This window comes from Clostridium sp. AM22-11AC, assembly GCF_003473545.1.
GTDB lineage: Bacteria > Bacillota > Clostridia > Lachnospirales > Lachnospiraceae > Enterocloster.
The window spans coordinates 449,711-470,010 of sequence record NZ_QUCM01000001.1; the positions used below are offsets into that span (position 1 = coordinate 449,711).

The following is a 20,300-nucleotide window of genomic DNA, read 5'->3' on the forward strand; positions in this document are numbered from 1 at the left end:
TCTAATTTTATTTTTCATATATATTTGCTTTCTACACTTTGTACCTTACTATTACATGATCTTATGGATCCAGCCTTCCGGTGCTTCGATCTCGCAGTGCTGCATACCTGTTAATGTATCATAAAGCCGCTTTGTAACAGGTCCCATGGTATGTTCTGAGTCCCTGAATACGATCTCTTTTCCATGATCTGTGATCTTGCCTACTGGAGAGATGACTGCTGCAGTTCCGCACAGTCCGCTTTCTACAAATTTTCCAATTTCTTCCAGTTTTACAGGACGTTCTGTTACTTTAATTCCCAGCATACCAGCTACTGTGATCACAGAACGACGGGTGATAGACGGTAAAATGGAGTCGGACTTCGGGATCACCAGCTCTCCGTCTTCTGTTACAAAGAAGAAATTAGCTCCGCCGGTCTCCTCTACAAAGGTTCTGGTAGCCGGATCAAGGAACATATTTTCATCATAGCCATTTTTATGTGCATCTACATAAGCATGAAGACTCATTGCGTAGTTTAAACCAGCCTTGATATGGCCGGTTCCATGAGGTGCTGCACGGTCATAGTCACTGACGCAGATGTGAAGAGAACGGACACCACCCTTAAAATATGGGCCTACAGGTGTACACAGAATGCGGAACTGGTATCCTTCTGCCGGTTTTACTCCGATCACAGGTGTAGAAGCAAACATATACGGCCTGATATAAAGAGAAGCGCCGCTTCCATAAGGCGGCACCCAGGCCGCATTTGCCTTTACCACCTGATCTAAGGCATCCAGGAAACGTTCTTTTGGAAATGGGGGCATTTCCATGCCTTTAGCAGAATTTATCATACGTTCTGCATTCTGATCAGGTCTGAAAGCAACGATGTTTCCGTCCTTTGTCTCATATACTTTCAGTCCTTCAAAAACCTCCTGACAATACTGAAGGATACCTGCGCACTCACTGATCACCACATTAGCATCTGCAATAAGTCCTCCTTCATCCCAGGCGCCATTTTTGTAATTTGCCACATAGCGCATATCCGTCTGATGATATGCAAAACCGATATTTTCCCAGTCCAGATTTTTCTTTTCCATAATTTTTACTCCTTTGCAGATGCTATTGCGGTAATCTTTTTATTTTTACTTTTCTTTTAATTTCTTAGCTTCTCTGATGATCGTTTCAGCTGCCTGCTTTACAAAAACAGGATCTGTTGCCAGGTTCATACGGATAAAGCCTTCATATCCGACTCCAAACCATTCACCATAATCTACTGCCAGACGGCATTTCCCCTGGATAAAATCATGAGTTTCTTCCGGTTTTACCCAGGCTCTTAAGTCGATCATTGGAAGATAGGTTCCTTCCATGGAGCATACCACAACTCCCGGAAGCTCTGTTTCCAGTGTTTCTTTCAGATATTTATAGTTGTCGCCGATCACTTCCAATACATTGGATAACCATTCATCACCTGTCTTATAACCAGCCATAGTAGCAACCATACCCATAACGCTTACTTCTGTACGGTTTAAACCGCTGGCAAACTGGTCATATTTCTCCCGAAGTTCTTCATTAATAATAATGATATGAGAATGGATCAGGGAAGCTAGGTTAAATGTCTTGGAAGATGAGTTAAGCACCAGCAGGATATCCTGATATTTGCCTTCTGCAACTGCTGCAGCCGGCACAAAATGGTTTTCTCCAAATACAATATCCTGGTGGATCTCATCTGCAACCACCAGAACATTGTGCTTTTTGCAGATAGCAAGCACATGATCCAATTCTTCCTCTGTCCATACTCTTCCTGCCGGATTATGTGGGGAACACATAAGGAACAGTTTCACATCATTTTCTGTGATCGCCTGCTCAATTGCGTCATAATCCATGGAGAAATAGCCATTTTCATATTTTAAGTCTGCGGTTACAAGCTTACGGTTATTGTTGGTTACAACATTGTGAAATGGATAATACACAGGAGTCAGGATCAGACATGCATCCCCAGGCTGTGTATATGCATGGATCATCCATGCAATGGCTGTTACACAGCCGGTGCAGAAACGTACCCAGTCTTTTTTTACGGAAAAACCATGGTGTCTTTCCATCCACTTTGAAAACAGTTCATAGTATTCATCTGGAACTACACCGTATCCGAAGATTCCCTATTTTGCACGTTCAACTAAGGCATCTGTGATCCCGTCACATGTCTTAAATTCCATGTCTGCCACCCACATAGGCAGCAGACCGTCTTCCCCAAATTTTTCCTTTAAACCGTCCCATTTACTGCAGTTTGTGTTGTGACGGTCAGCTATATATTTTTCTAAAAATTCCCGCTTTTCCATTTTCCTTTTTCTTCTCCTGTTTCTGAAAGTTTTCCTGAAATAAGCTTTTATTTCTCTCCCAGATACTTTTCTGTATGTTTTGTATTAACTGCTTCGCAGATTCTTCTTAAACCTTCTGCCAAAGTTGCCTTCGGGCAAGCCAGGTTCAGACGGATGAATCCATCAGAGTTCTGTACGAACATGTTGCCTCCTTCCAGAAGGACTCCGGCCTTGTATGCGAAGAACAGAGGCAGGTGCTCATCTGGCTCAAAGTAGGCATTTAAGTCTACCCACGCAAGATAGGTTGCTTCAGATACTCTGTATTTTGCCTTTGGCAGATGCTCCTTTAAGTATTCTCCGGTGAAGCGGAAGTTCTCATCCAGATATGCCCTTAATTCTTCCAGCCATGGCTCGCCCTTTTCATAAGCTGCCTGTGCTGCTGCAATACTTAACGGGTTGTCAAAGTTATAATGACGGCCTAACCAGATTTCTTTTAAGCCTTCATCACGGATGATCACGTTGGAGATCATCATACCTGCCAGGTTAAAGGTCTTGCTTGGTGCCATGCAGGTGATCAGGCGCTTGTAATCCGGCATTACCTTGCCCATTGGGATATGCTTTTTATCGCAGCGGATCAAATCACAGTGGATCTCATCAGAGATGACCCACATATTGTTCTTTTCAATGATCTCTGCCATCTTCTTTAATTCTTCTTCAGTCCAGATACGTCCACTTGGGTTATGAGGATTGCACAGGATAAACAGTGTAGTCTTCTCGTCTGCTGCCTTCTTGGCAAGATCATCAAAATCAATGGTATAATATCCGTCTTCATCATGAAGGTCACTGCATACATAGCCTCTCTTGCTAAAGTCTGCTGCATACTTGAAATATGCATAAGAAGGAGTTAAGAATAATACCTTTTCATCTGGTTTGCAGATGTATTCCACCATTTCATATAACGCTGGAATGATACCATTTGACATTACCAGTTCTTTTCTGTCAAAGGTCCAGCCATATCTTCTCTGGCACCATGCGGAAAATGCTTCGTAATAGCTCTTTTCAAATACTCTGGTATAGCCGAAGATACGCTTGTCTAAACGCTCTCTCATTCCGTCAATAACAACATCCGGTGTGGCAAATTCCATATCTGCTACCCACATACGGATAAATTCTTCATCCTTGTATGGGAATTTCATAGTCTCATCTGCATGGAAAATGTAATCACGGAAACCGTCTGTGTTCATGGCATTTGTATGCCGTCTGTCAATGATCTCATCAAAATTGTACATATTTTTTACCCCGTTTCTCTGATTTTCCAGGCTTGCGCCGGCCTGGTCTGTTATTTTTATTTCAGGTACTGGATGCATCTCATGCCTGGATTGTACTAAAATAAGTACCCGAAATCAAAGTGCTTTAAGTTTCTCTACAGTGGAATTTTACAAATTAAGTTTCCTGAAAATAGATTTTTCTTTTTTCTGTGCAGAGACTTTAGAAAAAGCAGGTAAACCAGAAAAGAAATCGTTGATTTATTGATTTATACGAAACTTTTCAGGGCTTTTGACCGGTGAATATGTCACAGATCCCTTCACCATATACACAATAAAAAATGAGAGATAAAGCCTTTTCAACGCAGGCTTATCTCTCATTTATATCACTGTATAACTATATTACGCCGGTCCATCCGGTAACAGTCAGCAGGAAAACGATCACACATGCCAGTAAAATAAGGGTGATAACCTTTGGGAACACCCACTTAAACCATCTTGGAAATGGCACTTCCGCCATAATGCAGGACCCGATCATCCAGCCTAAAAGCGGGGATAACAGGTTGGTAAAGCTGTCGCCCATCTGATAAGCTACAACTGCAAGGTTCAGATGTAAGCCCAGTGCTTCTGCTACCGGCTTCATAATAGGAACCAGGATCGCAGCCTTTGAAGTAGCAGACGGGATCAGCGGGTTGATAACAGAAACGATCAGTGTAAGTCCTACACTGGATACGGATTTTGGAAGACTCATAAGCGGCTTGGTAAGAACATACACAATGGTATGGATCACATTTCCATCTGCCAGCACCAGAGAGATCACCTTTGCAAGTCCGATAACAAAAGCTACAAAAGCCATAGAGCCAAGGCCTTTTGCAAAAGCATCAGCCAGCTTTTCAGCAGACATACCGCCGATAATGCCTACTGCGATCATAGTAATGATCATAACTGCAAGCATAAAGTCAAAGGTCAGGTTACTGTCTCCGCCCATAAGAGGATAAATGGCAATGATCAGATACTGAAGTACAAAAAGAACAATAACTGCTACTTTTCTCCAGTTCATTTCCACATGCTTTAACAGTTCTTCCTCTGAACCGTTCACAATAGCATCCGGTCTCCAGCCATCCTGATACATTATAGATGCAGCAGGATCTTTGCGGATCTTTTTGATATACTGCATAGTCATAATGATCGCAACAAATAAAAAGAAATTCATGATGACCAGCCTGGTAAAGAAACCAGAATAAGGAGTGACGCCCATAAGCATCTGTGTAGTTGCCTGCTGCGCAGGACCTGTACCAAAGCCCACTAATGCTGCAAAGGTGGTTACTACAAGGGCACAGATTGGATCCAGCTTCAGCTTTTTAGAGAACATAACACCAACCGGTACTACAGCGATCAGGGCATCCGTTCCACCAAATCCACCTAAATAAGCCATAAGGATCATCATCATGGATACCAGGATACCTGTTCCTTTATCCTTTAACTTATAAACACCCCAATTCATCAGATCGTCCATAACGCCTGTTTCCAGTACAACGTTGATATTAGCTCCTGATATCATAACAACAAACGCTATGGTTGCTGCTCCTACCATGCCTGACTTCACACGCATCAGTGCGCCCCACGGACTGACCGGTGTCTGATGTCCCAGGAAGTGGAAATCAGTACCTGTGATCTGTCCTGCTTCATTTACTGCAAACTCTCCTGCCGGGATCAGATAGGTTGCCAGACAGGCCAATACTATGATCCCAAACATGATCCACAAAAGATGCGGCATTTTAAACGGTTTCTTTTCTTTTTTTCCCATTTAGTTTTTCCCCTTTATACTCTTACGTATTTTTCAAACCATTCCCTGTTTTTATTTTTCAAATGCAAAGGCTGCTTCTGCACACACTCCCAGCCAGAATCCTGATTCATCTATATCGAATTTTCCATTATGGTGTGCTGCACCGCTGCCATAAGCTTCATTGCGGATCCCTAAAAATCCCAGCACGCCTGGATATTTGTTCTGATATGCACTGTAGCACTCAGAAGCAAACCACTTATCACAGTCTCCTAATACTTCTTCTCCACAGATCTCACCTACTGCTTTCTGGATCTTAAGAGCTGTTTTCTCATCATTTACAACAGGATATGGGCTGATATTATTTCTCTTTTCAAATTCAATGCCGCATCTGTAGGAATCTGCTGTATTTCTTGCGATCCGCTCAATGATCTCTAATGCCTTTTCTCCTTCTTCTTTATTGAAGAAACGGGCAGTTCCTCCTACATAAGCATCATCCGGGATAATGTTGGTAGCTTCTCCAGCTTTTACCATTCCAAGACCAAGTGTAACTGTTTCTTCTACATTTAACTGGTTCATAAAAGCAGAATTCAGCTGTGTGATAATATGGGCTGCCGGAATGATCGGGTTGATCGCCTGATCCGGTCTGGAGCCATGTCCGCTCTTTCCTTTTAGGTGGAAACCAATTCCTACTGTTCCTGCCATTCTTGGTCCCGGAACAATGTTGACCTTGCCTGCATCCAGTTCGTTATATACGTGAAATGCAAAGCACTCATCAATAGGATATTTTTCCAGTGCCTCTATCATGGTATCAATTCCGCAGTTTGTTTCCTCTCCTTCTTCAAAACAACAATATACAGTTCCTGGAAGTTCTTCTTTGTTCTGCACCAGTATTCTCATTGTTCCAAGGAGCATTGCCATATGGGCATCATGGCCGCAGGCATGACATCTGCCTGGAATTTCAGAAACGCAGACCTTAGGCTGCTTTAAATTTTCAGTTTCTTCCTGTAATGGCAGAGCATCTATATCTGCACGCAGTATTTTATTCTTCCCAGGCTTTCCGCCTTCAATGATCGCAATAAGGCCTGTTCCTGGAAGCTTTTCATAGGGAACACCCATTTTTTCGATTTCTTCTATCAACCGTTCTCTTGTGTGGAATTCTTTTCCTGAAAGCTCCGGTGAACGGTGAAATTCCCGCCTCATAGCCACTACGTAGTCCTGCTGGTCCTGTGCCAGTTCTTTTATCTTACTGGATTCCATTCATTTCCTCCTGCTTTTGTTTGTCAGGCTGCGCAAACCTGTCATTTAACTGATTTCCTGGATGCATCTCATATCTGCATTGTACTAAAAAAATACGCTGAAGCAAAAAGGCATTTGTTTCCTCTTAATGGAAAAATCTAAAACTTGTTTCCTGAAACTGGATTTTTTTCTTTTCAACACCTGCTTTTGGCCCCGCCTGAAAAACTGCAGAAAAAAATCGCGGTTTTGTTGATTTATACGAAACTTTTTGCTATCATAAAGTCACTAAAAATACAGTTGGATCCTTACTTTAATCTATAAAAGGAGTGGCTTAATCTATGTCCCAGATCAGTACAGAAATCGGAAAACAGATCCGCACTTTCCGCAAAAAACGCAAAATGACACTGGAAGCCCTTGCGGCTGTTATCTGCAAAAGCAAATCTACTGTTTCCAAGTATGAAAACGGGGAGATTCCGGTAGATATTGAAACATTATATGAAATTGCCTCTGCTTTGCAGATCCACGTAGAGCAGCTGCTCTACTGTCCGCCACGCCATGCCAACCTGCCGGACAGCAAAAACAGTCCCGCCTTTTTCGCAGGCTGCTCCCAGTTTTATGCCTATGTATATGACGGAAGAAATAAGCAGCTGATCCGCTGCGTCTTTGATGTGCTTTCAGAAACTGATACATCAAGTTATAAGATCATGATGTATATGAATTTTAAAGATTTTGAAAATTACAAGCTGTGTGAAAATACATACTGGGGCTATATTGAGCATTTTGACGCCCTGACCAATATCCAGCTGACCAACCAGGACAGCCCGGTAGAAAAAGCCAGCGCACAGATCCTTGCTTCCTATCTGGATACAGATACAAAACGGGGACTGTTTAATGGTTTTTCCAGCCGTCCCATGATGCCCATCGCTACTAAAATGCTGTTTTCAAAAACAAAACTCCCGGAAGACGAAGCTCTGTTGCAGGGCCTTAAAGTCTCCCGGGAAGATATACGTTTGTTAAAGCTTTATAATATGTTTACAGTGCTTTAGATTTCTTTCTTGTTGTCAGCACCAGGTGTGGTAACGATCACTTTGGCAGGTGTGATGATAAGCGCCCCCTTTGCAGTTGCAGCACCCTTAAACATGCTCTCTACCATAGCCTTAAAGGTATCTACAACATCGCCCTCTGTTACGTACTCAGCAGTTCCCTTGATCTGATATCCTTCCAGGCTCTGTGCGTCATATACAGAAATAGCAATTTTTCCGTCATTTGCCTTAATGTTGTTTAAAATTGTTTCAAGGAAAACATCACCTACAACCAGCTTTCCGTCCTCTGTTACATTCTTAAATGCAACTGGAACTACGTTTGGCTCTCCATTTGCGCAGGTAGCAAGATCCCACATACTATTTTTTAAAACTTTGATCACTGACTCATTTAACATTGAATATACCTCCATTCGTTGCTTTTGCATGTCTGCATTGCTTATTGACAGTACTTATCTTATCGGATCTGCTACTGTTCTGGAAGATATTAGTCAATTTATAAGTCACTACTATTTTTCATAGTGTTATCTGTGATCTTTTTACAGAAGCTTTCCATACATCTCCGGCCGTCTGTCCCTGAAAAGTCCCCAGGAAAGGCGGTCTTCCATCAGCTGGTCCAGATCAAAGGTAGCTGCTATAAAACCTTCTTCCTGTCTTCCCATGGATATCTGGATCTCTCCACAGCCGTCGGTGATAAAAGATGAACCGTAGAAAACAAGGGAAGAACTCTGTCCTGCATTTTCTGCACATGGCTCTACCCGTTCCTCGCCTACCCGGTTCGCTGCAACCACAGGCACCAGATTAGATGCGCTGTGTCCCTGCATACATCTTCTCCAGTGAGGCATACTGTCAGTGGAAAGAATAGGTTCACTTCCAATAGCTGTTGGATACAGAAGGATCTCTGCGCCTTCTACTGCCATAGCTCTGGCAGTCTCCGGAAACCACTGGTCCCAGCAGATCCCAACGCCCACTTTTCCATAGGCTGTGTCAAATACCTTAAAACCGGTATCTCCCGGTGTGAAATAAAATTTTTCCTGATAGAAATGGTCATCCGGGATATGGGTCTTTCTGTAAACGCCCAGAATAGAACCGTCTGCATCGATCATAGCAACAGAATTAAACAGCCGGTTTACATCTCTTTCATAAAAGCTTACCGGGATCACTACTCCAAGGCTTGCACAGACTCTCTGGAAATATCTCACTGCCGGATTTTCCATTACAGGCGTTGCAAACTGATAGTAATCATATCTGCGCTCCTGGCAGAAATACTGACGTTCAAACAGCTCTGGAAGAAGGATCACCTGAGCTCCTTCCGCTGCTGCCTGACGTACCAGAGCCTCTGCTTTTTCTATGTTTTCTGCTACATTTCTGCTGCAGCGCATCTGGACTGCGGCACATCTTACGTTTCTCAATTTTCGTTTCTCCTTCTTTCACTGGACCCGATATTCCCAAATCCATTTGATCCGTTGTTTTTACAACATTTTATAATGTTTCATCCATTTTTATTTTCGTTGGCAACTTTTGCGGTTACTGCTGGTTGCCGAATTTTACTTTCCACAGCCTGAAGGGATCTGCTGGGTAATACAATGGATATTTCCGCCACCTATGATGATGGCCTGTGCATCAATCGGGCAGATCTTCCGCTCCGGGAACAGCTTTCCTAAAATATCGCAGGCCAGCTTATCATGCTTATCCTGAAACTGAGGAACTAAAACTGCTTCATTTGCAATATAGAAATTTACATAACTGGCTGCCAGCCGTTCTCCTGCTTCTCTGGTATCTTCTCCCGGCTCAAAAGCAAGACCTTTTAAATCTTCTTCCTGGATGCATACCGGCTTTTCAGGAATTGGCAGTTTATGGATCACAAACTTTCTGCCCTTTGCATCTGTCTCATTTTCCAAAATCTGGTAATCTTCCATGGAAAGGGCATACTGTAGATCTTCTTTATCATCGGTCCAGGCTAAAACTACCTCTCCCGGCTTTACAAAGGCGCACACATTGTCCACATGCTCATTGGTCTCGTCCTGCCAGATGCCGTTTTTCAGCCAGATCACCTTTTTTGCACCCAGATATTCACAAAGCTTCTTTTCAATCTCTTCTTTTGTAAGGCGTGGGTTTCTTCCAGGACTTAAAAGACATGCCTCTGTTACTAACAGCGTTCCTTCTCCGTCACTGTGAATGGAACCGCCTTCCAGGACAAAATCTCCTGCATCATATACAGGATAACCAAGAGCATCGCAGACCGCCTCTGCCGCAGCATCGTCCTTTTCCCAGCTTGCATAAAGGCCGTCTACCTCACCGCCCCAGGCATTGAACTGCCAGCTGATGCCCCGGACTTCCTTCCGGGCATTTTTTACAAAGGTAGGTCCTACATCTCTGGCCCAGGCATCGTCTGTTTCTATGGGAAGAATGTGGATGTTTTCTGACTTTCCAGAAAAAGCCGCTTTCGCAGACTCGATGGAAGAAGGACCAGCAAGCATGAAAACATCTTCTCCTTCTGCTATGGCCTCTGCGATCTGTGCAAAAGCTTTTCTGGCATCTCTGGCTCCATAAGCCCAGGAACCGGGGCGCTCCGGCCAGATCATAATGGTGCCTTTGTGAGGTTCAAATTCCCCAGGCATGTGAAATCCATCTGATGCCGGCAATGTTTTTAGCCGTTCCGCCTGCACCGTTTTATTTATCTTATCCATTTCACCGGTCATATCCGTCTTTTCCATCATCTCCATTATGCCAGTCTCCCCTTAAAGTCTTCATATCCAAAAGTGCGGATCATCTCGCAGTCCCCGTCCTCTTTCATCACAGCGATCCCAGGAAGGGGAATACCGTTAAATGTATTATTTTTCACCATGGAATAAATAGCCATATCCTGAAAATACAGCTTATCTCCCACCTGAATCTGTTTATCAAAGGAATAATCCCCGATCACATCTCCCGCCAGACAGGTACAGGAGGAAAGACGGTAGGTAAACTCCTTTTCTCCTGAAACTCCGCTGTCCTTTAATGGCGGTCTGTATGGCATTTCCAGCACATCCGGCATATGGCAGGCAGCAGAAGCGTCAAGGATCAGCACAGAAAGTCCATTTTCCACAATATCCATTACCTCAGTCACCAGATAACCGGCATTTAAGGCAATAGCTTCTCCCGGCTCCAGATACACCTCTACTCCATAAGTATCTCTTATATGACGAATGCATTTTATAAGCAGCTCTCTGTCATAATCATCTCTTGTAATATGATGACCACCGCCCATATTCAGCCATTTTATCTTAGAAAGCCATGGGCCGAACTTTTCTTCCACTGCTTCCAGTGTTTTTGCCAGATCATCTGCATTCTGCTCGCAAAGCGTATGAAAATGCAGGCCGTCCAGAGCCTCAAAAAGCTCCGGCTCTGTTGCAATCTCACAGTCAAATACCTCTTTTGTAACACCAAGTCTTGAACCAGGAGCACAGGGATCATAAATAGCATGATCCCCCTGAGTGGAACACTCCGGGTTGATGCGCAGTCCCAGGCTTTTTCCTGAGACTGCGTCTTTATGGCGGCGAAGCTGGGCAAAGGAATTAAAGATAATGTGGTCACAGATCTCTCCCAGTTCTTTTATATCTGCATCCTTATAAGCCGGGGCAAACACATGGTTTTCTTTCCCCATTTCTTCTTTTCCAAGTCTGGCCTCATACAGGCCGCTGGCTGTGGTGCCGTCTAAATACTGCCCGATCAGAGGATATTCATAAAAGCAGGAAAAGGCTTTCTGGGCCAGCAGGATCTTACAGCCTGCTTTTTCCCGGACATCCCCCAAGATCTCCAGATTTTCTTTCAGTTTCTTCTCATCGATCACATAACAGGGAGTGGGAAGCTGATCCATTCTCATTTTCAAGTTCTCCCTATTCTACGATCTGAGGATCTTCGCATACCTGCCATGGAAGTCCCCACTTATTTAAGGCGTCCATAAATGGATCCGGATCAAATTCCTCTACGTTAAACACGCCGTCTTTTTTCCATGCACCGGTAACTACCATCATAGCGCCGATCATAGCCGGAACACCGGTTGTATAGGAAATTGCCTGGGAACCAACCTCTTTGTAGCACTCCTGGTGGTCGCATACATTGTAAATGTAAATGGTCTTTTCTTTTCCGTCTTTTACACCATTAAAGATACAGCCGATATTAGTCTTTCCTACAGTTCTTGGACCTAAGGAAGCAGGATCAGGAAGCAGTGCCTTTAAAAACTGGATCGGTACGATCTCCTGTCCCTGGAACTGGATCGGGGAAGTGGAAAGCATTCCTACATTTTCCAGGCATTTCATATGGGTTAAGTAGCTCTGTCCAAAGGTCATAAAGAAGCGGATCCGCTTAACTCCCGGGATATTTTTTGCAAGAGACTCGATCTCTTCGTGATGAAGAAGATACATATCTTTCTTTCCTACTTCAGGGAAATCATATTCTCTCTTGATCTCCATTGGCTCTGTTTCTACCCAGTGGCCGTTCTCCCAGTAGGAGCCATTTGCAGATACTTCACGTAAATTGATCTCAGGATTAAAGTTGGTAGCAAATGGATAGCCATGATCTCCGCCGTTGCAGTCTAAAATATCAATGGTATGGATCTCGTCAAAATAATGCTTTAATGCATAAGCAGAAAATACGCTGGTAACACCCGGATCAAAACCGCTTCCTAACAGGGCGGTAAGACCAGCCTCTTTAAAACGGTCATTCAGATCCCACTGCCAGGAATAATCAAAGTATGCAGTAAATCCTTTTTCCTTGCAGCGTTTTTCGTAAATTGCTCTCCACTGTGGATCATCTGTATTTTCAGCCTCATAATTGGCTGTATCAATGTAGTCTACACCTGTACGAAGGCATGCTTCCATAATAGTAAGGTCCTGATAAGGAAGAGCCACGTTTAATACTGCATCCGGCTTATAGGAGCGGATCAGTGCCTCAAGTTCTTCTACCTTATCTGCATCCACCTGGGCGGTTGTGATCACCGTATCTGTTTTTCCTTCTAACTGTGCCTTTAAGGCATCACACTTTGATTTTGTGCGGCTTGCGATCATAAGTTCTGTAAATACACCGCTGTTCTGGCAGCACTTATGTACTGCTACGGAAGCTACGCCTCCACATCCGATCACCATTAATCTGCTCATTTGTTATTTTCCTCCTCTTCTAACAGGTCCTCCACATATTTTGGCAGCATGAACGCGCCGGTATGGAGATTGGTTGTATAGTACCATGTAGGTATATGAAGTTCATTCCACTTTTCCGCCTGAAGATCATTTAACGGATGATACTTCTTTGACGCAAAGCCGAACAGCCAGTAGCCGGACGGACAGGTTGGAATATGGGCCTGATACACACGGCTTACAGGGAAAGAACGGTATACTTTCCTGTGCATGCTACGGCAGGCAGCTTCATCTTCATCATAAAAGGGGCTTCCATGCTGATATACCATGATCCCGTCTTCCCGCAGCGCATTGTAGCAGCTGCCGTAAAACTCCTTTGTAAACAGACCTTCTGTATGTCCAAATGGGTCTGTAGAGTCATTGATGATCAGGTCATAACAGCCTTTCTTTCCACGAAGGAAACGCAGTCCGTCGTCATAATATACATGGACCCGCTCTTCGTCTAATCCGCAGGCTACCTCCGGAAAGATCTCCCTGCACACATCTACAAACATTTTGTCCGTTTCTACTACGTCAATGGACTCAATTCCCGGATACTGGATCAACTCCTTTGCCACACCGCCGTCCCCGCCGCCAATGATCAGCACATTTTTCACATTAGGGTGGACAGCCATAGGCACATGGGTCACCATTTCATCATAGATAAATTCATCTTTTTCGGAGAAAACGATCTCCCCGTCCAAGGCTACAAATTTTCCAAACTCAGCAGACTCAAATACATCGATCCGCTGATACTCACTTTCACCGGAAAACAGCTGACGGTCCACACGGACAGAAAGCTTTACATTTTCCGTATGAAACTCCGAATACCAAAGTTCCATTTTCTTCCTCCTGATGTTCTCCCACAGCGGGAGCAATTTATACTAAAACCATCAGCCGTTCGATCTTCGGGTCTTCTGTTCCCTGCATGGAACATCCTTTTTCCTTTGCATAAAGAATGTACTCCACGATCTCCTGGGTGATCACTTCCCCTGGCGCCAGGATCGGGATACCCGGCGGATAACACATAACAAATTCACCGCTGATCTTTCCTGCCGTCTGTTCAATAGGGAGTGAAACTTTCTGGGCATAAAAAGCTTTCTGTGGGGAACATTCTACTTTTGGTGAAATGTATTCCCCGGTGAGCATGCCCGTCTTATCTTTCCTGTAAAGGCGCTCAATATCTGCCAAAGCTCCCACAAGGCGCTCAATATCCTGAATGCGGTCACCAATGGAAATGTATGCCAGAATGTTGCAGATATCTCCAAATTCGATCTGGATATCATACTCATCCCTTAACAGGTCATAAACCTCGATGCCAGCCAGTCCGATCCCCAGTGTATACACAGAAAGCTTGGTCACATCAAAATCATAGACACTGGTACCATTGACCAGATCTTTTCCGTATGCATAATAGCCGCCAATGGAATTGATCTCATTTCTGGCATATTCTGCCATCTGGATCACTTTCCCAAAGGATTCCTCCCCCCGCAATGCCAGGTTTCTTCTGGAAATATCCAGACTGGAAAGGAGAAGATAGGATGCGCTGGTAGTCTGCGTCAGGTTAATGATCTGACGCACATAATCCTGGTTCATGCCCTTATTTAACAGAAGCATGGAGCTTTGTGTCAGGCTTCCTCCAGATTTGTGCATGGAAACAGCTGCCATATCTGCACCTGCTGCCATTGCATTTACCGGAAGGCCTTTTCCAAAGTACAAATGAGTTCCATGGGCTTCATCTGCCAGCACCTTCATGCCTTTTTCGTGGGCCAGCTTTACGATGCCCTGCAGATCAGAGCAGATCCCGTAGTAGGTGGGGTTATTTACCAGAACTGCTACAGCATCCGGATTTTCTTCAATCGCTTTTTCCACCTTATGAATGTCCATTCCAAGAGAGATGCCCAGATCTCCGTTTACTTCCGGATTTACATAAACCGGAACTGCCCCGCAAAGTACCAGGGCATTGATGGCACTTTTATGTACATTTCTTGGCAGAATGATCTTATCTCCTGCTTTACAGACTGAAAGGATCATCCCCTGAACAGCAGAAGTGGTTCCCCCTACCATAAGAAATGCATGGCTGGCGCCAAAGGCCTCTGCTGCAAGTTCCTCTGCCTCCCGGATCACAGATACCGGATGGCACAGGTTATCCAAAGGTTTCATGGAGTTTACATCTAATCCAACACATTTTTCCCCTAAAAGAGCTGCCAGTTCCGGGTTTCCCCGTCCTCTTTTGTGTCCCGGTACGTCAAAGGGCACTACCCTTTTCTTTCTAAAACGCTCTAACGCCTCATAAATAGGCGCACGCTTTTGTGCTTCCAGGTCCATTTTTCCGCCTCCTCATACTCGCCGTCCCTTTTATCCATAAAAAAACATAAAAAAAACAGGTGACGGCATATTCCATCACCTGCTGTATGTGTTTTGTCTTTAAATGTCTCTGTCCTTTTAACAGACAGAAAAAAAGTGACCCTACTCCCCAGTTCTCTGCTCTGTTTTGCCAGAAGCTCTTATTGACCGTTTCACAAGTGACGTGCCTTTTTGCACTGATAAAATTACGCATACTGCGTATCGACTTATAAAATTTGGGCTCCTAACCCAATCAATAATGTGGTTTCCCACTTTCGGCTTCTGACCCGCCTGTCCGTCTGGGCTTAACTCAATATATTGAGTGGTCACACTTTTTAAATTAACATAGTCTTAACAAGCTGTCAAGAAAATTTTTATGATCACCTTATCATTTTCTCATTCATTTTTACATTTACATCTGGATTTTCATGGCTTATAGTAAGAAAGAATGTTGTTGTACGTCCACGATCTGGACGTATAGTAGTCTGTTACACAGGAGGAAAATATGGAATTAAATATAAAAGGAGCCAGTAAAGGTGAGATCCTTAAAAAGCTCTTTCTCTCAACTCTGTATCTCAGCGCCTTTACTTTTGGCGGCGGATACGTGATCGTTACTTTGATGAAAACAAAATTTGTAAACCAGTATCACTGGATCGATGAGGAAGAAATGCTGGATCTGGTGGCTATCGCCCAGTCATGTCCCGGAGCCATTGCTGTAAACGGGGCTATCGTTGTAGGTTACAAGCTGGCTGGCCTGACAGGAGTCTTATGCTCTGTGGTTGCTACAGTAATACCGCCTTTTGTCATTCTTTCTGCTATCTCATTCTGTTATGCGGCATTCCGTTCCAACCTGATCGTTGGGTGGATGTTAAATGGCATGCAGTCCGGGGTAGGCGCTGTGATCATGGAAGTAAGCTGGGGTATGGCATCTGGTATTGTAAAGGAAAAGCAGTATCTGTCCATTATCATCATGGTTGCTGCTTTCATTGCCAATTATTTTTATAAAGTCAGCGCCATTGTGCTGATCCTGCTGTGCATTGCGTTAGGTGTGATCCTTACACTGTACCGTGAGAAAAAGGCCGGAAAAAACGACCGCAGTACTTCCCAGGATAATGCACAGAAAGGAGGCAGCTTATGATCTATTTACAGCTTTTTATCAGTTTCTTACAGATCGGTGCCTTCAGTTTCGGCGGCGGATATGCTGCCATGCCTCTGATCCAGAACCAGGTCGTACAGCTTCATCCATGGCTTACCCAGTCAGAATTTACAGACCTGATCACCATTTCCCAGATGACACCGGGACCTATTGCCGTCAATTCCGCTACCTTCGTAGGCACCCGTATTGCCGGAATGCCGGGGGCTTTGGCTGCTACTGCCGGCTGTGTTCTGCCATCCTGCATTTTAGTTACATTACTGGCAAAGATCTATCTGAAATACCGGAATTTAAGCCTTCTCCAGGGCGTCCTTAAATCCCTGCGTCCGGCTGTGATCGCCATGATCGCAGCTGCCGGTGTCAGCATCCTGGTCAACGCTTTCTGGGGCGAAACTATGGCTTCCCTGACAACTACGGAACTTCTGCCAAATATCAGCATCCAGGCCGTAGGTATTTTCATCGGCTCCCTGATCCTGTTGGTACGCTTTAAAATAAACCCTATTCATGTAATGCTTTTGTCAGGAGTGGCGGAAGTGGTGCTGCAGCTGATAGGAAAAATTTTTACTTGAGAATTTTATTACATATTTTTCTCTCACTTTGTGGTATGATATAAGTGTTATGACATCAGATCATATCATTCAGACAATAGGAGGTTTTTCATATGGCACTTACACATTTAACATCTGACACATTTGACCAGGCAGTAAATGCCGGTGATGATCTGGTAGTAGTGGATTTCTTCGCTACATGGTGCGGTCCCTGTAAAATGCTGGCTCCAACTGTAGAAAAAATGGCAGAACTCCACCCGGAAGTTCATTTCTATAAAGTTGACATTGACGAAGACATGGATCTTGCAACCCGTTTTAAGGTAATGAGCGTACCAACTCTTCTCTATTTCAGAAGAGGTGTTGTTGCCAATAAGACCATTGGCGTTATCTCTGCTTCTGAAATGGAACAGGCGATTGCTGAGGCGAAGTAACAAAACCAGTTTTTAGCAGAGCTGTATAAAAGCAGCTCTGTTTTTTTCTGCGTAAAACCGCTGTCACTCTTTTTCCACAATCGAAAAAAATTCCAGAAACTCCCAGAATATGATATACTTATATTCAGATATCAAGCCCAAAAACATGAGTAGGAAACCTGAAAACCAACAAGAAAAGCACCAACATTGAAGGAGGTTCCCGTATTTATGAATAAAACATCCAAACTGCTTATACTGGCCGGAGCTGTTTTGGCATCCCTTTTTCTTTTCGTGAGCATTGTTTACAACAATTTTGTCCAAAAAAGTATCTATGAGGAAAATTCCCAGCATCTGCTGTCTACTTATGAGCAGGTAGACAAAACCTTTACTATGTTTGTCCAGCACAACTGGAATGCCCTTTCTGACTGGAGCAATAATTTGCAATACCTGGATGATGCTGAAAATATGAAAACTCTCTGGTATGACTTTGCCAGACGCAAGGATGCCTGGCAATATCAGGATTTTTATATGTTTAATGAGAACTGTGATTTTATAACTGCTGCAGGGCGGGACGGAAATGCCCCAAATATACAGGGGATCTTTCTGGATATGTATGAAACTGGCCAGCCTGTTATTTCCAGCTATATTGCAAGCGATTCCAACCGCCGGATCGTATTTGCGCTTCCCATGGATGTTCCATATACCATAAATGGCATAACCTATTCCGGACTTGCTGTCAGCTATAATAATGATGTAGTGGAAAAACTGATCGCAGGTAATATTTATCAGGGACAAAGTGACTGCTACATCCTTACATCCGATGGCAATGTCCTCCTTTCCCTTGAACCCAAAACAGAATTTCTCCAGAAAATATCTAATCTCTTTGATTTTTTAAACAAGTATACGAATATGACAGAAACTGAGATAACTGACCTGAAAAAGAATATTAAGAATGTTTCTACCGGAAGTCTCCAGTGCCGTTACAACAACAAAAACTATTATCTGGTATACGAACCCACCGGGATCAATGACTGGACCATTGTGGGTATTATCCATGATGATGTTGTAGATGCCAGTATGCGCCGTATACAGTCCATCACCATTGTCCTGCTCCTGATCCTGAACGGATGTATCGCCCTGCTTCTTACGGGCATTGTTTTTGCCCTGATGGATTCCAGGCTGCGCATGAAAGAACATGAGCAAATGATCCTGCTAAAACGCAAAGAGCTTACTGAACAGATGTTTTCAGGACTTGGAAGGATCGTTGACCGTTTTGCTGTAGGCGATCTGAAAAACAACCGCTATGAATATCATGAAAACCTGCTGAAGCACCCCATCTATCCGGAAACCGGATACTATGATGATCTGGTTGAGGATATTTCCCGCCAGTATCTGGTGATGACTGATACGGAAAATAAAAAGATGAACCATCTCCTTACACCAGATTATCTGCGCTGCGTCCTGAAAAAAAAGGATGATATCTTTAAAATTGAATACTACAACCGTTCCGCCGATGCATACCTGATCATGCATGTTGTCCCCGTTGAATGGAGTCCTGAACATGAACTGGAGAAGGTTATGCTTATCACCCAGGATATTGGACAGAAGCATGCCTTAGAGAACCTTGCCAATACAGACGGCCTTACTGGTTTATTTAACGAGCGTTATTTTAACTCCATACTGCATAAAAAGGAGCTTCAAAAGCTCCCTTTCATACTTTTCTATCTGGATCTGGACCATTTTAAATCTGTTAATGACACCTATGGTCATGACATGGGAGATAAGCTTTTAAAAGAAGCTGCCAACCGGCTTCAGTCCTGTATCCGCAGCAATGACTATGCCTTCCGCATCGGCGGTGATGAATTCAGCCTGGTAGTGTGTACTGAATTTGATGAAAGTCTCTGCTGCAGGATCAAGGAACAGATACAAAACCGGCTCTGCGCTCCTTTTGATATTGACGGAAAAACTCTGTATATTGGTTCCAGCTGCGGATATGCCGCCTATCCCAATGATGCATCTACTACTAATGAGATCCGTATCCTTGCAGACCAGCGTATGTATGCGGAAAAGGAAAAACATCACATGTTCAGCAGTTTAAGCAGCTCATCCACTGGAAGTGGTCTGGAAAAATAATATCCCTGGATCATATCTACACCCCAGCTGCTTAACAGACTCATTTCCTCTTCTGTCTCTACTCCTTCTGTAACTATGCTGTAACCCATCCGGTGGAAGGTTTCAACAATACTCTGATAAAACATGGCACGTTTTTTATCATTACATATATCAAAAAGAAGGGTTCTGTCTATCTTGATGGCAGAAAATGGCAGTCTCATGACTGTATTCAGGTTTGCATATCCAGAACCAAAATCGTCCAGACACAGTCTGACCCCGGCAGCCATAAACCCATCTATTACCATTCCTAATCCTGCGTTGTATTCTGTAGCAACTGTTTCTGTGATCTCAAACTGTATCCAGTCATGGTGGATATCCATATCATCCATCATACGGATAAAATGGCTGCTGCAGTCACTGCGCATCAAATCCAGGGAAGACAAATTTACTTTTATATTAAAGAGCTTCTTCATCAGATCCCGGTGTTCATTTATAAACATGCAGACGCGTTTAAATTGCAGATCTGTGATCTGTTCGATCATATGATTTTTTCTGCAATCTGTATAAAGACATCCGGTGCGATCCAGCCTAACTCCGGATGATGCAGACGGCTTAATGCTTCCAGTGTAACAAAATCATTTTTCTCTGTAGAATAAACCGGCTGATAATATACTTCAAAAAGATCCTGGGCAATAGCCGTGTGCAGATACTGCTCTACTTTTTTATTATATAAAAAGCCATCCATGGTCTGCTGATCATCCTGTATCACCTCTATCATGCCATTTTGCAAAGATAATGATTCCAGATACTCTTCATATTCCAGCATCAGCCCGCTGGTGCCAAGCTTTTGCCCATGGACGATCCCACTGAGGATCACAGGCGTTGCAGGTTTACTGCTGTCTGCATCCAACTGCATATCTGTTTCAAACCTCTTCTTTATCTGGGTAATATAATACTCA

The 20,300-nt window shown here is 43.8% G+C and carries 20 protein-coding genes; 5 read left to right on the forward strand and 15 right to left on the reverse strand.

Features of this window, described 5'->3' with window-relative positions:
- Positions 1–51: 51 nt before the first annotated feature.
- The 6 genes from DW251_RS02090 to DW251_RS02110 all read right to left on the reverse strand — a co-directional run bounded on the left by DW251_RS02090 (position 52) and on the right by DW251_RS02110 (position 6,600).
- Positions 52–1,074, reverse strand: coding sequence for a branched-chain amino acid aminotransferase (locus tag DW251_RS02090; protein WP_118300067.1), 1,023 nt, complete (start codon positions 1,072–1,074; stop codon positions 52–54).
- A 45-nt stretch (positions 1,075–1,119) separates the two neighbouring features.
- Complete coding sequence (locus DW251_RS02095) at positions 1,120–2,130, reverse strand: aminotransferase class I/II-fold pyridoxal phosphate-dependent enzyme (RefSeq protein ID WP_347474609.1); 1,011 nt, start codon at positions 2,128–2,130, stop codon at positions 1,120–1,122.
- Positions 2,131–2,133: 3 nt separating this feature from the next.
- On the reverse strand, positions 2,134–2,313 hold the full coding sequence (locus DW251_RS18135) for a hypothetical protein (protein WP_243034842.1): 180 nt from the start codon (positions 2,311–2,313) through the stop codon (positions 2,134–2,136).
- Positions 2,314–2,360: 47 nt separating this feature from the next.
- On the reverse strand, positions 2,361–3,581 hold the full coding sequence (locus DW251_RS02100) for a PatB family C-S lyase (RefSeq protein WP_118300173.1): 1,221 nt from the start codon (positions 3,579–3,581) through the stop codon (positions 2,361–2,363).
- A gap of 373 nt (positions 3,582–3,954) precedes the next feature.
- Positions 3,955–5,364 (reverse strand): AbgT family transporter, encoded by a 1,410-nt coding sequence (locus tag DW251_RS02105; protein WP_118300068.1) that lies wholly within the window; start codon positions 5,362–5,364, stop codon positions 3,955–3,957.
- 51 nt (positions 5,365–5,415) lie between these two features.
- Positions 5,416–6,600, reverse strand: a complete 1,185-nt coding sequence (locus DW251_RS02110) for an amidohydrolase (RefSeq protein WP_021868907.1) — start codon at positions 6,598–6,600, stop codon at positions 5,416–5,418.
- Between the two features lie 317 nt (positions 6,601–6,917).
- Between DW251_RS02110 and DW251_RS02115 the strand changes: the two genes are divergently transcribed.
- Positions 6,918–7,625 carry a helix-turn-helix transcriptional regulator gene (locus tag DW251_RS02115; protein ID WP_118300069.1) on the forward strand — a complete coding sequence of 236 codons (708 nt, stop codon included), beginning with the start codon at positions 6,918–6,920 and terminating at the stop codon, positions 7,623–7,625.
- Here DW251_RS02115 and DW251_RS02120 read toward each other — a convergent pair.
- The 7 genes from DW251_RS02120 to DW251_RS02150 all read right to left on the reverse strand — a co-directional run bounded on the left by DW251_RS02120 (position 7,622) and on the right by DW251_RS02150 (position 15,100).
- Positions 7,622–8,017: a pyridoxamine 5'-phosphate oxidase family protein gene (locus DW251_RS02120; RefSeq protein WP_118300070.1), complete on the reverse strand. Its 396-nt coding sequence runs from the start codon at positions 8,015–8,017 to the stop codon at positions 7,622–7,624. The two genes, DW251_RS02115 and DW251_RS02120, sit on opposite strands and share 4 nt — an antisense overlap.
- A gap of 141 nt (positions 8,018–8,158) precedes the next feature.
- Positions 8,159–9,031, reverse strand: coding sequence for an N-carbamoylputrescine amidase (gene aguB / locus DW251_RS02125; RefSeq protein WP_118300071.1), 873 nt, complete (start codon positions 9,029–9,031; stop codon positions 8,159–8,161).
- Between the two features lie 135 nt (positions 9,032–9,166).
- Positions 9,167–10,345, reverse strand: a complete 1,179-nt coding sequence (gene aguA / locus DW251_RS02130) for an agmatine deiminase (RefSeq protein ID WP_347474603.1) — start codon at positions 10,343–10,345, stop codon at positions 9,167–9,169.
- On the reverse strand, positions 10,345–11,484 hold the full coding sequence (gene nspC, locus DW251_RS02135; RefSeq protein WP_118300072.1) for a carboxynorspermidine decarboxylase: 1,140 nt from the start codon (positions 11,482–11,484) through the stop codon (positions 10,345–10,347). The genes aguA and nspC overlap by 1 nt, the downstream gene beginning before the upstream one ends.
- 13 nt (positions 11,485–11,497) lie before the next feature.
- Entirely contained in the window at positions 11,498–12,757 is a 1,260-nt protein-coding gene (locus tag DW251_RS02140; protein ID WP_021868901.1) for a saccharopine dehydrogenase family protein, read from the reverse strand.
- Positions 12,754–13,614 (reverse strand): polyamine aminopropyltransferase, encoded by an 861-nt coding sequence (gene speE / locus DW251_RS02145; RefSeq protein ID WP_118300073.1) that lies wholly within the window; start codon positions 13,612–13,614, stop codon positions 12,754–12,756. The genes DW251_RS02140 and speE overlap by 4 nt, the downstream gene beginning before the upstream one ends.
- Before the next feature lie 37 nt (positions 13,615–13,651).
- Entirely contained in the window at positions 13,652–15,100 is a 1,449-nt protein-coding gene (locus DW251_RS02150; protein WP_118300074.1) for an aminotransferase class V-fold PLP-dependent enzyme, read from the reverse strand.
- 523 nt (positions 15,101–15,623) lie between these two features.
- Between DW251_RS02150 and DW251_RS02155 the strand changes: the two genes are divergently transcribed.
- The 4 genes from DW251_RS02155 to DW251_RS02170 all read left to right on the forward strand — a co-directional run bounded on the left by DW251_RS02155 (position 15,624) and on the right by DW251_RS02170 (position 19,362).
- Positions 15,624–16,256: a chromate transporter gene (locus DW251_RS02155; RefSeq protein WP_118300075.1), complete on the forward strand. Its 633-nt coding sequence runs from the start codon at positions 15,624–15,626 to the stop codon at positions 16,254–16,256.
- Complete coding sequence (locus DW251_RS02160; RefSeq protein WP_118300076.1) at positions 16,253–16,840, forward strand: chromate transporter; 588 nt, start codon at positions 16,253–16,255, stop codon at positions 16,838–16,840. Before DW251_RS02155 ends, DW251_RS02160 begins: the two co-directional genes overlap by 4 nt.
- Positions 16,841–16,932: 92 nt before the next feature.
- Positions 16,933–17,250, forward strand: a complete 318-nt coding sequence (gene trxA / locus DW251_RS02165) for a thioredoxin (RefSeq protein ID WP_118300077.1) — start codon at positions 16,933–16,935, stop codon at positions 17,248–17,250.
- Between the two features lie 207 nt (positions 17,251–17,457).
- Positions 17,458–19,362 carry a sensor domain-containing diguanylate cyclase gene (locus tag DW251_RS02170; RefSeq protein WP_118300078.1) on the forward strand — a complete coding sequence of 635 codons (1,905 nt, stop codon included), beginning with the start codon at positions 17,458–17,460 and terminating at the stop codon, positions 19,360–19,362.
- Here the strand turns inward: DW251_RS02170 and DW251_RS18140 are convergent.
- Both DW251_RS18140 and DW251_RS18145 read right to left on the reverse strand, forming a co-directional pair.
- A complete protein-coding gene (locus DW251_RS18140; RefSeq protein ID WP_243034844.1) occupies positions 19,308–19,883 on the reverse strand; it encodes an EAL domain-containing protein in 576 nt (191 codons plus the stop codon). The genes DW251_RS02170 and DW251_RS18140 overlap by 55 nt on opposite strands.
- Complete coding sequence (locus DW251_RS18145; RefSeq protein WP_243034846.1) at positions 19,880–20,257, reverse strand: EAL domain-containing protein; 378 nt, start codon at positions 20,255–20,257, stop codon at positions 19,880–19,882. The genes DW251_RS18140 and DW251_RS18145 overlap by 4 nt, the downstream gene beginning before the upstream one ends.
- Positions 20,258–20,300 lie beyond the last annotated feature (43 nt).